Annotated in this window: 11 protein-coding genes; 3 read left to right on the forward strand and 8 right to left on the reverse strand. The window is 62.3% G+C overall.

The window, feature by feature from the left end:
• Positions 1–27: 27 nt before the first annotated feature.
• From SINAC_RS07090 to SINAC_RS07115, 8 genes are all read right to left on the reverse strand, one after another.
• Positions 28–1,281, reverse strand: a complete 1,254-nt coding sequence (locus SINAC_RS07090) for an FAD-binding oxidoreductase (protein ID WP_020465763.1) — start codon at positions 1,279–1,281, stop codon at positions 28–30.
• Positions 1,282–1,295: 14 nt separating this feature from the next.
• Positions 1,296–2,108: a hypothetical protein gene (locus SINAC_RS07095; protein WP_015245002.1), complete on the reverse strand. Its 813-nt coding sequence runs from the start codon at positions 2,106–2,108 to the stop codon at positions 1,296–1,298.
• Positions 2,109–2,271: 163 nt separating this feature from the next.
• Positions 2,272–3,732, reverse strand: a complete 1,461-nt coding sequence (locus SINAC_RS07100) for an FAD-binding oxidoreductase (RefSeq protein WP_015245003.1) — start codon at positions 3,730–3,732, stop codon at positions 2,272–2,274.
• 277 nt (positions 3,733–4,009) lie between these two features.
• A complete protein-coding gene (locus SINAC_RS07105) occupies positions 4,010–4,825 on the reverse strand; it encodes an Abi-alpha family protein (protein ID WP_015245005.1) in 816 nt (271 codons plus the stop codon).
• A 1-nt stretch (position 4,826) separates the two neighbouring features.
• Positions 4,827–5,414 (reverse strand): tyrosine-type recombinase/integrase, encoded by a 588-nt coding sequence (locus SINAC_RS37880; protein WP_026011927.1) that lies wholly within the window; start codon positions 5,412–5,414, stop codon positions 4,827–4,829.
• A 55-nt stretch (positions 5,415–5,469) separates the two neighbouring features.
• Positions 5,470–5,835 carry a site-specific integrase gene (locus SINAC_RS37885; protein ID WP_154673631.1) on the reverse strand — a complete coding sequence of 122 codons (366 nt, stop codon included), beginning with the start codon at positions 5,833–5,835 and terminating at the stop codon, positions 5,470–5,472.
• A gap of 281 nt (positions 5,836–6,116) precedes the next feature.
• A complete protein-coding gene (locus tag SINAC_RS39680) occupies positions 6,117–6,449 on the reverse strand; it encodes a hypothetical protein (protein WP_154673630.1) in 333 nt (110 codons plus the stop codon).
• 52 nt (positions 6,450–6,501) lie between these two features.
• Positions 6,502–8,013 (reverse strand): RecQ family ATP-dependent DNA helicase, encoded by a 1,512-nt coding sequence (locus SINAC_RS07115; RefSeq protein WP_015245006.1) that lies wholly within the window; start codon positions 8,011–8,013, stop codon positions 6,502–6,504.
• Positions 8,014–8,224: 211 nt separating this feature from the next.
• On the opposite strand from SINAC_RS07115, the gene SINAC_RS07120 reads away from it, so the two are divergent.
• From SINAC_RS07120 to SINAC_RS07130, 3 genes are all read left to right on the forward strand, one after another.
• On the forward strand, positions 8,225–9,454 hold the full coding sequence (locus tag SINAC_RS07120; protein ID WP_015245007.1) for a glycosyltransferase: 1,230 nt from the start codon (positions 8,225–8,227) through the stop codon (positions 9,452–9,454).
• Between the two features lie 102 nt (positions 9,455–9,556).
• The gene (locus tag SINAC_RS07125) at positions 9,557–11,056 is read left to right on the forward strand and encodes an Nramp family divalent metal transporter (RefSeq protein ID WP_015245008.1); all 1,500 of its coding nucleotides are present in this window, start codon (positions 9,557–9,559) and stop codon (positions 11,054–11,056) included.
• A 77-nt stretch (positions 11,057–11,133) separates the two neighbouring features.
• Positions 11,134–13,515, forward strand: coding sequence for an efflux RND transporter permease subunit (locus tag SINAC_RS07130; protein WP_015245009.1), 2,382 nt, complete (start codon positions 11,134–11,136; stop codon positions 13,513–13,515).
• Positions 13,516–13,686: the final 171 nt, after the last annotated feature.

Here is a 13,686-nt window from a genome sequence, read left to right on the forward strand (position 1 = left end):
TCGTCTCTCAGCCAAAGAGTCTGTTCATTAAATTGTAGCGACGAACCGCCCTGGGTTCATCACGCCCTTGGGGTCGAGGCTCCGTTTGATGCGCTCGGCCAAGGCCCAGTCGGGCCGAGGTGTTCCCCAGACGAGCAGCCGCTCTTTCCATTCGACCGGACAGCGCGTGAGCATCAGGCTTCCGCCATCGACGGCCGCCGCGGCGCGAAGCCGATCAATTTCGGGGACGAGTGTCTCGAGGCTGGGCGATCCGAGGGCATGACCGCGGACGATCCCGTTCCCGGCGTGGGCTTGCACGGCCCAGCGGTCGTTGTCGAAATCCCGGACGAACGCGGCGACGGACGAGGGGCGCAAGTTCGCCACGATGCTGACCGGCCCGACCTCGGCCGCCTGAAACTCGGTCAGGGCCGACCAGAGCGACTCGGCGTCGGCCCCCTCACGGAGGACGATGTTGGTCCGGCCCAGTTCGATCATCAAGCGGTCGACTTGCCAGGCGACCGACGCGGCATTGTCCTCGAAGCCGACGACCAGCACCCAATCGCCCGCCGGTAGGCCACGGGCTTCTCCGGTGTGACGCGCTCCGGAGCCGTTGAACAGGTCGATCGCGATCGGGCGCGTGGCCGACGTATTCAGGCGGTCGAACGCCGGCACCAGCCCTTCGACGCTGGTGAAGGGCACCCAGACGAGTGCGGAGGCTTCGGGCATCGGCCGGACCTTTTGGGTCAATTGCGCGATGACCCCGAGTGTGCCGAGCGAGCCCGTCAAAAGCTTGGGAAAGTCGTATCCGGCGACGTTCTTGACGACGCGGCCCCCCCCCTTCACCAGGGCGCCATCAGCTGTGACGAAGCTGACACCGATAATCTGGTCACGCGGTCGGCCCGCGCCGAACCGACGCGATCCGGTGGTGTTCGTCGCGTAGATCCCGCCGAGTGTGGCGCGGTCGGGATGAGGCGCGTCGATCAGGAGCCGCTGACGCTTCTCGGCCAGGATCGTGCGGAGCGCTGAGAGGGTGATCCCGGCCTCGACTGTGATCGTCATATCGGCCGCCGGATAGTCGATGACGCGATCCAAGGATCGGGTGTCGATCGCCACTCCCGGGGTGCGCGGGGTGCCGCCGTAGTCGAGAGCGGTCCCCCCCCCTTGGGGATAGATCGCCTGTCCCTGCGCAACGTGATCGATCACGGCATGACGGAGCGCATCGATGGTCTCGGGGCGCTCCGTCGCGAGGGCGTGCCGGCCATCGCCGAGCCGTCCTCCGATCGGAGAATCGGGCCAGTTCAATGCGGAGTCTCCGGTCATGGTTGGGTGGGATAGTAGCGGATGTCTTGGCCCGAGAGGATGCGTTCGACCGCTTCCTGGACCGCATGAAGCGTGTCGACGGTCCAGGCGTCGAACACACCCGGCCAGGCGTCGGTATGGAGGATCTGCCCCTCGTAGGCCAAGCGGTGGAGTGCGAAGGCGACGCGGCGATCGAGAAACTTGGCCTCGCTCGTTTCCATCTCCAGCGTCTGAAGCGCCCGAGCCAGTTCCGCGATCTCGCTCACCGAGACCATCTCACCCCGCCGCAAGCAGGGGAGAAACGCCAACGGGTCGTCCTCCCCCCCCTGCCCCGCGTGATGCAGAACAACCAGGGCCGACGGGCTGATCGGCTCGAGTAACTGGGGCGGTTGGGGTGGAGGAGTATCCGGGTCGAGGGCCGATTCCGGAGGCGGCTCGGGAGGCTCTGCAAGTGGGTTGATGCTGATCTCGAGCGCGATCGGTTCGGCGGGTTCGCGCGGCGGAGTCTGTGCGCTCCATTCGGCGAGGTAGGCCGGGTCGTTGGCGATCTCTTGCAGCCCTTCCAGCGGACCGCTTCTGGCCTCGATCTCGGCGACCTGCCCGCGAATTTGCTCTGCCTTGATGGCGCGAGAGAGCAAGTCTTCACAGTAGTGTTGGACTGTTTCAACCCCCGCCCGCTCGGCCTGGCGTTCGGCCGTTTCGAGGAGCTCATCCTTCAAATAGAGCGTGAGCCGTTGCGGCTCCGGGTTGGGGTCGGGCAACTTGAATTCGCCGGATCGATAGACGCGAGGAAGGCGCCGCCATCGCGAGAATTTGGGTCGCTTGGCCACCGCGCACCTTCCTCGCCAGAGCCAGAATCAAACGACAACACATGAAGGATCGCGAGACGTTTCGCCGACAAAGCCGGTGGAACGGCCCGAGACGTCTCATACCTAAACTACCAGATCGACCACCATGACGACCAGTCGGGATCCAATGCCTCGGCTTGTCTTGTCAGGCCGAGGCCCGGTGCCCCGGGCCTTTCCGTTCGATGCATCCCGCACCCCCGGGCAACATCTTGTCGGGGCTGCAACGGCCGTCCGGGTTGAACGTATTTCGCAAGACGACCATGGCCGCTAAGTCTTCCGGGGTGAAGAGCTTGGGCATGAATTCCATCTTCTCGACGCCGATCCCGTGTTCCCCCGTGACGCTCCCCCCGACGTTGATGCATTCGTCGAGGATTTCGTGGCTCGCCTTGAGCACGCGGGCGACCTGGTCGGGATCGCGCTCGTCGAACAGGAGAATAGGATGGATGTTGCCGTCACCCGCGTGGAAGACGTTGGCGATCCGGATCCCGTGTCGCAGGCCGACCTCGGTGATGAACCGGAGGATGTGCGGCAGCTTGGTGCGTGGGACGACGCCGTCCTGGGTGCAGAAGGTCGGGCTGAGCCGGCCGATCGCGCCGAAGGCCGACTTGCGGCTCTTCCAGATCGCGACGTACTCGGGTTCCTTGCGAGTCCGCCAGGTGATTGACTTGGCGACCGACCCACCGTGGGTTCGGACGATTTCGGAAATGGCTTGCGCCTCGTGGTCGAGTCCGGCGTCGAGTCCGTCGACCTCGATAATCAGGACGGCGCCGGCATCGGTCGGGAACCCGAAGTGGAAGGCCTGCTCGATCGCCTGGATCATGAGGGTGTCGAGCATTTCCAGGGCGGCGGGCACGATTCCGGCGGCAATGATCCCGCTGACGGTCTCGGTGGCCGCATCGACGCTGTCGAAGACCCCCAGCAAGGTGCGGCCCGCCTCCGGGTCTCGGGTCAGGTTCACGATCACCTTGGTGGCGATGCCGAACGTGCCCTCGTTGCCGACGATGACTCCCGTCAGGTCGTACCCTGGGTTGTCCTCGTTGATCCCACCCGTTTCCACCACGGTGCCGTCAGGGAGGACCAGCTCGACCCCCCGAACATGGTTCACGGTCACCCCATACTTGAGGGTATGCGGCCCTCCGGAGTTGGTGGCGACGTTGCCGCCGATGGTGCAGGCGCTTTGGCTCGACGGATCCGGTGCGTAGTGGAACCCGGTCCCTCCGAGCGCGCGGGTCAGCCAGAGATTGACCACGCCGGGCTCAACGATCGCGTAGCGGTCGCGGGTGTTGATCTCGATGATCCGCTTCATTCGGGTCAGGCAGATCATCACGCCGCCGCCGACCGCAAGCGTCCCTCCGGCCAGGCTTGTCCCGGCGCCGCGAGGGACGAACGGAACGCCGGCCTTGTTGCAGAGCTTGACGACCGAGACGACCTGCTCGGTCGACGTCGGGAAGACGACGATGTCGGGTGTATTCTTCTCAATGACGTAGCCGTCGCACTCGTAGACCACGAGCTCGTCGTGGCGGTGCAGGACGTTCTCCACGCCGAGGGCGGAAATGAGGTCATTCAGCAAGGTCGGCACTAACGTCGAAGAGGTCGAGTCGGACATCGGTCGGGATCGTCTCGTGCTCAAGGTACAGTAAGGGGAACGGGGTCCGACGCAGATTCAGTTTATCAGGCTCAGATGCTCTCCGCCACGTGCAAGCACGGCCCCGGTGTGGAGCAATCGCAAGGCTGATACACGGTTTCTTTTCCGCATCCATGCACTCGTTTCCCTGCCCCGATGGTTTTGGCTCACGTAACGCTCTTTATGCGAGTCAAAACCGCACCCAGGAGAAGAGGCAGCCGTTTTAAGTTCGCCGGTGAATGGCACGGCTTCGTCTGAGCTATTTTTGTATAACTTCGCACAAATTAATGACGATTGGTTGATTTGTTCCGTAGAACTTGGCGAGTTTATAAAAATGCCAAATCGATTCTGCCGAACCGCTGCACCTCGCGTAAAACCTCAACGCCAGAGCAGTACCAAAGATTAACACGTAGCAATGATGTGCTTCGTGAAAGTCGTCGGCATGCACGATAATGTCATCGACAAGGCCAAGAGTTTTTAAATGCTGGAACTGGCCATGCATAATGTCCGGGCTTGTTAGGCCCATGACTTTTAATAGAACTTGCTCAGAATGCTTGTGAGGTACATAAACTTTGTGAAAATATTCATTTGTAAATTCAAGCACAGGATTTTCAATCATCCATTTGATAAATTTTGCCTCTGCTGATGTTAGCTGTGACAGTATGTTGCTGAAAATTATATTGCTGTCATCATCTCCTGTTTCTGTGCATGCTGACGCCAATAATCCCGCCCACATCACCTGGATTCCTTCTTCGTCGCTCCAACTGCCCTTGTCGATAATGTCGGCAACGACACGTGGCGGGGCATGGACTTCCTTGTTGTTATGTGTTCTCTTTGCCCGGTTTTCTGCTTCAATGATAATCCGAAGTGCGTTCTGGTTTCGCCATTCTTTGACGTGATCTTTTAGCAGGAGCCCGAATTCTTTGGCTGCTGGCAGGCAGATCCGTGACAGAAATTCCCCAGCACCTTCCACTGCTCCCTTCGTTAGAATTTTGGTAGAATCAGCGAATCCTTTCATGCCAAGTAAGTCTAGGCTTTTGTTGCTGCTCGGTGAAGAATTCTTGGATTCGCTCACGTTAGTTCTCGCTTGGGTAGAGGTGATCCAATCCGTGTCTTCCTTGGCTCGAAATCCGCTCGATGATATTCCGCGTCACCTTCTTCTGCCGTCGGTCGTAGAGGGCCATGGTTCGCGGTTCCGAATGCCCGGCCAGGTATTGTACATCCTCCAGCGGTACGCCTTGTGTCAAGAGGTCCGTCACCACCGTCACCCGGAAGCTATGCGGCGACAGCCGCTCCGGCAACCCGACATCTTTCAGCCGCCGCTTGACCAGTTCACAGATGGATTTGCTGGTCATCGGGTTTCCGGTCAGTTTCCCGGTGCGCCACAACGTCGAGCGGAAGAGCGGCCGATCCGTGGCCTCTGCCGCGATGCCCGCTGTATCGAGGTAAGCCCGAATATACCCTTCCAAATCGTGCCGCACCGGGATTTCCCGGCTCTTGTCGCCTTTCTCCTGAAGCCACAGGACGAACTGTGTCCCGTCGTATTGGAAATCGCCCAGCCGCCGCCCCGGCTCGGCAGGCGGTGAATTGCATCGTGGCGAAGATTGCCCGATCACGCAGTCCGACCAGCCGCGGCGTTTCGAGCTTGACCCCTTGGCCGTCATCTAGCGCGTTCCCCAGGTTAATTGATGTCATCAGCGTGCGGCTTTGGGCCAGCGATCACGCTGGCGTCTTACCCTCAATCGTTTTATCTTTGACGCCCCTTACGGAAGCAGCCGGGTTGAGCACCACCACGTGCTGCTGCACCAGCCGGTCGAAGAAGCCGCGTAATGCCGACAGGTGCAAGTTCCGCTTGGCGGGAGAGCCGCCCAGGCCGACGAGGTATTGGCCGAGCATGCCCGGCGTGATGGCGGGTAGCTCCACCCCCTGCCCCTCGGCCCAGGTCAGGAAGCGTTTCACTACCCGCATGTAGGCTTTCTGCGTGTGCGGGTTGTGGTGCTCGGCGTAGAAGAATTCATCCCAGGCGAAGCGTGCCGCCCCCCCCCTGCCCGCTCGACCAGCGACGGCAATATCGCCGGTCCGCAGACGGCAGGCACGCGAATCGGTGACGCTTTGACGATGTCGTTACTCATCGTCCATTACCTGTAATTACATCCTCGGACGAGTCAGATTGCACGCCTGGCACCGTTCTCCATAGCGGATCATAAGCCACCACTGGCCGAAGGCCCCGCAATTCGGCCTCTAAACTCGCAACCTGCCTCGATCGGACGGCAAGGGCCGATGATAACGCCGTGATGATGACCCACATCACGAGCGTACTCAGGCGGATTCGCTTCATGGGTGCTGCCCTTCGGCATTCGGTCGCCTTAATCATTACTGTTATTTTGTGCAATATGGCCCTTTTTTATCCGTGCGGAGAGTACCACGGCAGTAACGGGAAATAAAGGGGATTGTTTGCCACTAACATGCCAGTAGGCAAAAGAAATATGAATGCATTGTTTGCGTCCGGTCGCTTCTGGGTTGCTCGATGCGATGGCTCCACGCATGGCGGCGACAGTACGGCCAAACTGGTTTATAAGAATTAACGCGGGAGTATCACCGGAACCGGACAGATCATCGCCGGCGCAGGTGAGCATGCGGCCCGTCGCTTCATCGAGTGCCTCATCTGCAACAAGAACAGATGGAAAGTCTGCTTCCAAGCGGTCGGCGATTTCCTCTTGGGGTAGGGCCAGGGTCTGACCTTGGCATGTGCTACATGCCAGGGGACATCCCATTCTCCGCCACTTGCAACCATGGTCCCGGCGTGCAGCGATCGCAGTGACCGCAGTCGGTCCCTTCGACGTCGTCATAGCCCAGGTAATTGACGACGTAGTCCCAGCGGCAGGTGGGGAGCTCGGCGTAGTTCAGCATCTGCTGCTGGCGGAGTCGGTCGGCCTCGTCGCGCTCGCGGTAGGCTTGGGCCATCCGGAGCAGGTCGTCGGAGGTCGTCTCCTGGTGAAGGAGTATGTGCCGGTCGTCGGCCGTCTTCTTGACGATCCCCCATTGCTTGAAGTGGGTCAGCGCCTGCTTGAGACGGGTCTTGCGGATCGGCGAGATCGCCTCGATTTCGGCGAACGTGGGGGGCTCGGGCGCGTCGGCGAGCCGTTTCAAGGCATGATGGGCGTTGATCAGGTCTTCGCCGCCAGGGTAGCGCCCGGCCTGGAAGAAGTTGTGGAGGTGCTTGTCGGAGCGGTCGTAGAGCAAGGTGCAACGCGCCGGCGAACCGTCGCGGCCTGCGCGGCCGGCCTCCTGGTAATAGGCTTCGATCGTGCTGGGGAAGTGGTGGTGGATGACGAACCGGATGTCGGGCTTGTCGATCCCCATGCCGAATGCGTTGGTGGCGACCAGCGCCTTGAGCTCGCCACGCATGAACCGATCCTGATTCGTCACCCGTTCCGACGCCTTGAGCCGACCGTGATACGAGGCGACCTCCAAGCCGTTCTCGAGTAGGAACGTGGTGAGCTCTTCGACGGCCTTGATCGTCGCTGTGTAGATAATGCCTGTCCCCGCTGTGGCCTCGAGCTGATGAAGGAGTGCGGCACGCTTGGCGTCTTCGCCCTCCACGGCAAGGACCTCGAGCTTGAGGTTGGGCCGGTGGAACCCTGTGTGCACGACCTCGGCCTCGGGGATGTGCAACTGGCGGCGGATCTCCTCGATTGCATCGGGGGTGGCCGTGGCTGTGAGTGCCAGGACGGGGGGATGGTCCAGTTCGTCGATCAGGTCGCCAAGGATCAGGTATTCGGGCCGGAAGTCGTGGCCCCACTGGCTGACGCAATGAGCCTCATCAACCACGAACAAGTCGATCGGGGTTTGTCGAAGTGCTGCGCGGAACGCGCCGTCCGCGAGTCGCTCGGGCGTGGTGTAGACGAGTTCGATCCGCCCGGCGACCATCGCGTCGATCGCCTCTTGCTGGAGCTGAGGGCTCAGTGTGCTATTGATGGCCGTGGCCTTAATTCCCCGCTCCGTCAACGCATCGGTCTGGTCCTTCATCAACGCGATCAAAGGGCTGACGACAATCGTCGTTCCCTTCAGCGCCAGGGCAGGGAGTTGAAAGCAGAGACTCTTGCCCGATCCAGTCGGCATGATCACGATCATGTCCCGCCCGTCCATCGCGGCCTGGACGACCTGTGCCTGGCCAGGCCGGAATCGCCGGAACCCAAAGTGCTCTCTGAGTTTGCGAGTGATCGATTCGAGCCTGGTTGCTGCGTCCGAAGGCGTGCTCATCTTCCGTTTCCCCGGCCTTTTTTTTGAGTCGCGACGTGGGGAGCGTTCTCCCCATGAGTTGCCGCAGAGCAAATCTCAAGCCAAGCGTCTTCCCCCTCTTCACCGGACCCGATTTGCCGGAGCTTGCCCAGCCCGCCTTGTCGGATTTCGCGATCTGGGTTACGGTTCGCGCGTCCCGTACCTTTTCGATTCCCCGAACGAGGAGGCAGGCATGGATGCCAGCGTCCGCAGTGTCTCTGCGCATACAGGCCGGCCGACGTCTTCAGGGCTGACTGGACTTCGCGTGGCCCTTGTCCACGACTGGTTGACCGGGATGCGGGGCGGGGAGAAATGCCTCGAAGTGCTCTGCCGAGCCTTCCCCGACGCGACTCTCCATACGCTCATTCATCGCCGAGGCGCTCTCAGCCCCGCGATCGAAGGGATGAGGATCCGGACCTCCCCGCTTCAGCGCGTGCCTGGCGTTTTGCGGCATTACCGCAAACTCTTGCCCCTCATGCCGCTGTCGGCCAGGAGCTGGAAGGTCGGTGAGGTGGACCTGGTCGTCAGCCTGAGCCATTGCGTGGCCAAGGCGGTGCGGCCCCCCCGAGGCGTTCCCCACGTCTGCTACTGTTTCACCCCGATGCGTTACGCCTGGCAAGGGCGCGAGGCCTACCTTGAGGGTTGGTCGGACCGGCCGATCCGTCGGGCCCTGGCCGGCGCCATGCTCAACCGGATGCGGACCTGGGACCGCGCTTCGGCGGCCGGGGTCTCGCACTTCGTGGCGATCTCGGAGACGGTTCGCGAGCGGATCGGGCTCTACTATCAACGCGAGAGCCAGGTCATCTGCCCCCCGGTGGATACCGACTTCTATGCGCCCGGGGTGGAACCACGCGAGAACTTTTACCTCTGCGTCTCCGCGCTCGTTCCCTACAAACGCATCGAGCAAGCGATTCTCGCCTGCACGCGCTCGGGCCGAGAATTGGTCGTGATCGGCGAGGGGACGGAGCGAACACGATTGGAGAAAATCGCCGGGCCCGGAGTGCGGTTCCTGGGGTGGCAGCCCGATGACGTGATCCGCGACCACTATCGCCGTTGCCGCGCTTTGCTGTTCCCGGGTGAGGAAGACTTTGGGATCGTGCCGATCGAGGCCCTCGCCTGTGGGGCTCCGGTGCTCGCCCTGGGATTGGGAGGGGTGGCCGAGACGGTCGACGACGCCGTCGGGCGGACTTATGACACGCCGACGGCCGAGGCTCTGCTCGCGGCAATCGACGGCTGGGAGTCGGCAGGACGGCCGCACGACCCCGCGCTCGCTCGTCGCCGTGCTGAGGCGTTGGCCTTGCCGGTCTTTCGGGATCGCTTGCTCGGGCATCTGGGCGAGATCGTGAACGGTCAGCATCCCGCTCATGTCCCCCCTGCCCCGCACGTGCCGTTTGCCTCACGCGGGCAAAAAAATGTTCGGTGAAGTGGGGTGACAGGTTGGAAAGGGAGGGACAGGCCCCGTAGGATGGCGGCCATCCCAACCTTTTAGGTCGTGCAATCGACTCCCGTCGAAGTGGCGCAACGCATGAACGACTCAACTCGGATTGACCCCTACGCGTTGCCCCCGGACGCGATCCAGGAACCACCCAACTCGCTTCTCAAAGCGCTCGGGCAGATCGGCCCCGGCCTGATCCTCGCCGCGTCGATCGTCGGGACGGGCGAGCTGATCAATACGACTAGCCTCGGGGCTAAGGCGGGGTTCAGCCTCCTCTGGCTGATCCTCCTGAGCTGTCTGATCAAGGTCTTCGTTCAGGTGGAGCTCGGCCGGTACGCGATCACCCACGGCCGGACGACGCTCGCCGCCTTCGACACCTTGCCGGGCCCTCGGCTCGGGACGTCCTGGCTCTGCTGGCTCTGGCTGTTCATGATGCTGGCCACCCAGGCCCAGATCGCCGCGATGGAGGGGACCGTCGGCCAGGCGGCCCACATGGCCTTCCCCGATGCCTCACGCGCGGTGGCGAGCTTCGCCGGCCAGCTTTCGCCGGCCTTCGGTGCCTTTCTCGAGACTCGCCAGGAACACTTTTGGGCCACCCTCACCACCTTGGCGGCAGTCGTCCTGCTCCTGTCAGGAGGCTACAAACGGCTCGAACGGATCACGACGATTCTCGTGGCCCTGGTCACGCTGTTCACGGTCGCCAGTGTCCTGATTCTCCAGTGGACCAGTTTTCGGATCAGCGTCGCGAACCTCAGGGAGGGGATGGAACTCTCCGTCCCTCCGATGGCGATCGCCCTGGCGTTCTCGGCATTCGGGATCACCGGTGTCGGGGCTTCCGAGCTGTTCGCGTATCCTTACTGGTGCATCGAGAAAGGGTACGCCCGCGCGGTCGGTCCCCGGTCCCTTGACCAGGGCTGGGCCGAACGTGCTCGAGGTTGGACCCGAGTGATGCAGCTCGACGCCTGGTTCAGTATGGTCGTCTTCACGGTCGCCACGATCGCCTTTTACCTGCTTGGGGCGGCGGTGCTCCACCCGCAAGAGCTGGACCCCAAAGGGCCCGACATGATCCCGACCCTGTCGCGGATGTATCTCCAGCCTCTCGAAGGAACCGCCCTGGCCGGAATGAGAAACTGGACGCGCGTCGGCTTCCTGCTCGGTGCCTGGGCCGTCCTCTTCAAGACGCTCTATGTGGCGACGGCCGCCAACAGTCGGCTGACTGCTGACTTCCTGGATCTCAGCGGCGTCTGGCGGCAGGAGGGGGTCGCCGCGCGCGACCGTACGGTCCGCGCGTTCTGCATCATCTACCCAATCCTGGCTCTCGGCCTCTATTTCGCGTTTCGAGAACCCCAGGGATTGATTAAAATTGGGGGGATCGCGCAAAGCTTGCTGCTTCCGTTGATTGCTGGTGCTACGCTCTATTTGAAGCAGCGCGACGCCGACCGCCGGGTCGCTGCCTCGTTCTTCAGCGACATCCTGACCTGGATCGCTTTCTTCGCAATCTCGGCTGTGGCGATGTACAGCACCTACATTCTCCTCAAGAGTTTCGACTACACTGGGGTGCAGAAGCTTCTCCCTTTCTCGATCGGCTAATCGAGGACCTCAAGGGGAGGTGTCGCAGGGATGCGACTGGCTCAGCCTCCTATTTGGCCCGAGAGATCTGATTCGCCGTGATTCGAGTTTTGCTCAAGGCCCGCTACATCGCGTTTGCCGCCGTCGCGTTGCTCCTCGGACTCCTGATCGTCTTCGGCCATCGCGTCACGTACGAGCAGTCAATCGACTCGTTCTTCGCCGATGATGATCCCGCGATGCTTGCCTATCAAAAGGCGGCCCGGACCTTCGGCGACGACAACTTCGTCTTCCTCGTTTACGACGACCCCGAGCTTCTGACCCCGGCCGGAATGGACCGGGTGTCGGAGCTCGCCGCTGCCGTCGACGCCACCAAGATTCCGGGGGTCCTCCGCGTTGAATCGCTGGATGCGATGCCCCAGCTCTGGATGATCGATGATATTCTCCTGACGCTCGATCGGCTCCCCGTCTTTGCGCGGAACCTGGCGCTCGATCGAGCCAAGAAGGGCCTCAAGAATGTGGACCTGAAGGCGAACGCCCTCACGGTGGCAGGCGCAGTGCGCTCGGCCGACCGGGCGGGCCTCGAAGCGCTTCGGGTTCGCCTCACGGAACACCCGCTCTTCCGCGGCACCTTGATTGATGGGTTAGGCACAACTACGGCGGTCGTGGTTCGCCTCAGGAAAACGTCCGATCACGACGTGGTCGACACCGTCGCAGCCCTCCGCTCAGCCGCCGACCGCTTTGGATCGAAGCACCATTTCAAACGGCCCGCCGTGGTGGGGCCCCCCGTGCTTCTGGCCGACGGTTTCCGGAGCATCGAGGTCGACGGCCGTCGGCTCGCGGTGGTTGGAATGCTTTTGATCGGATTCGTGACGCTGTCGGCGGTCCGCAGTATCTGGTGGGCGCTTGTGCCGATCACGTCCGGCTGGTTCGTTTGGCTGGCGACCGAGGAAGTGCTCTCCTACTTTCACATCAAGCTGGCGCTCTCCGGCGGTCCGCTCGTCGCGCAGATCATCGTCCTGACGATGCCGGCCGCGAGCCATCTGGCGATTCACTTTCGCGATGCAAGGCGCCACGAGGCCGACCCTTGGGTCGCTGCGCGCTTGGCTCTCTCGGCCGTCTGGATCCCGATCTTCTGGTGCGCGGTCACCGGGGCGATCGGCTATGGCGCCCTCATCACCAGCGACGTCGTCCCGATCCGCCAGTTCGGCGCGATCCTGGGCACGTGCACGCTCCTGGCGGCCTTGCTTGTGATGATCCTTTCGCCCATTGCGATGCTCCCCCCCATCCCTTTGGAGATTCCGGTCCGTTACGGGTCATCCTCCTGGGTCTCGGGGGCCATGACCCGGTTGACCGAGCGGGTCTATCGCCATCCGGGTGCGATCGTCATCGTCGTCTTTGTCATTGTGCTCCCGCTTGCTGCGGGCATGACGAGGCTTCGTTACGAGTCGAATTACATCAACCTCTTCCGACCCGATACGCGGGTGGTCCGCGACTATCACGCGGTGGAAGCGCGGCTGGGAGGCATCGGCTTGGTCGAGTTGATCGTGCCCGTGGGCAAGACGATCGGCCGCGAGTCACTCGAACAGTTGAAGGCTCTCGAACGCGCGATCGCCGCGATCCGCGTCGGTCGCGCGGAGGATGCCGCCAACGTGATCTCGCTGGCGACGGTGCTCGACCCCGACGGTCGCCTCTCGGCACTTCCCCTCGAGGTGGCCGATCGAACCTTGGCGACCAAGCTCGACCTCATCGCGTCCTCACCGCAGGCCGAACTCCTCAAGGGCTTCTGGAACCAGGAGACCGGCCAGGCCCGGCTCATGGTCCGGCTCAAGGAGCAACAGCCCGCCCCCCAGAAAGCCGCCCTCTTCCACGCGGCCGTCGACCGGGCCCGAGGGCCGTTCGGTCCCGACGTGTCCCTGACCGGCCTTTCCTACTTGATGACCAAGACGACGGAATCGATCATCGTCACGCAGTGGGACACCTTCTTCTGGTCGGTGCTCGGCATCCTCTTGATGCTCACCATTGCGCTTCGCGGGCCGGTCCTGGCCGTTCTCGCGATGATGCCGACTCTCCTGGCGGTCGCCTTCGTGCTCGGCTTGATGGGCTGGCTCGGGATCAAACTCGACATGGCCACCGCTCTGGTCGCCAGCGTCGCCCTCGGCCTCTCGGTGGACGACACCTTCCATTGCCTGCTTCAGTTTCGCAAAGAGCGTTTGTCGAACCCCTTTGAGGCGAGCCTGTTCGACAGTTACGCCGTGACCGGTCCCGGGGTCTTGCTCTCGAGCTTGGCCGTCGCCGTCGGATTCGCCGCGCTCTGGCTGAGCGAGTTCGCCCCGTTCGCCACCTTCGGGACGATGGTCGGCATTGCCACTGCGGGAAGCACCCTGGGTAACCTTGTCCTCCTCCCCGCCTGCCTGACCCTGGGCGAACGATTGCGAAGTCGACTTCGCCCCAAGAAAGAATCGGTTCAGTCGTCGGTCTGAATGCGGTGCATGCGGATTACCCACGTTTTCATCGCGTGTCCATTCCAACGGTATCATGGGATACAACGTTTGAGCGGGTGTTGAGGTCGGACTTGAGCCTGGTTCTCGGAATGAGAGATTCCACCAGGTTCGGATAAGCAGGTTGTTCGGCCCTTCATCTCGGAAGCCCTG

Origin of the sequence: Singulisphaera acidiphila DSM 18658 (assembly GCF_000242455.2) — a bacterium.
In the GTDB taxonomy this organism is placed as follows: domain Bacteria; phylum Planctomycetota; class Planctomycetia; order Isosphaerales; family Isosphaeraceae; genus Singulisphaera; species Singulisphaera acidiphila.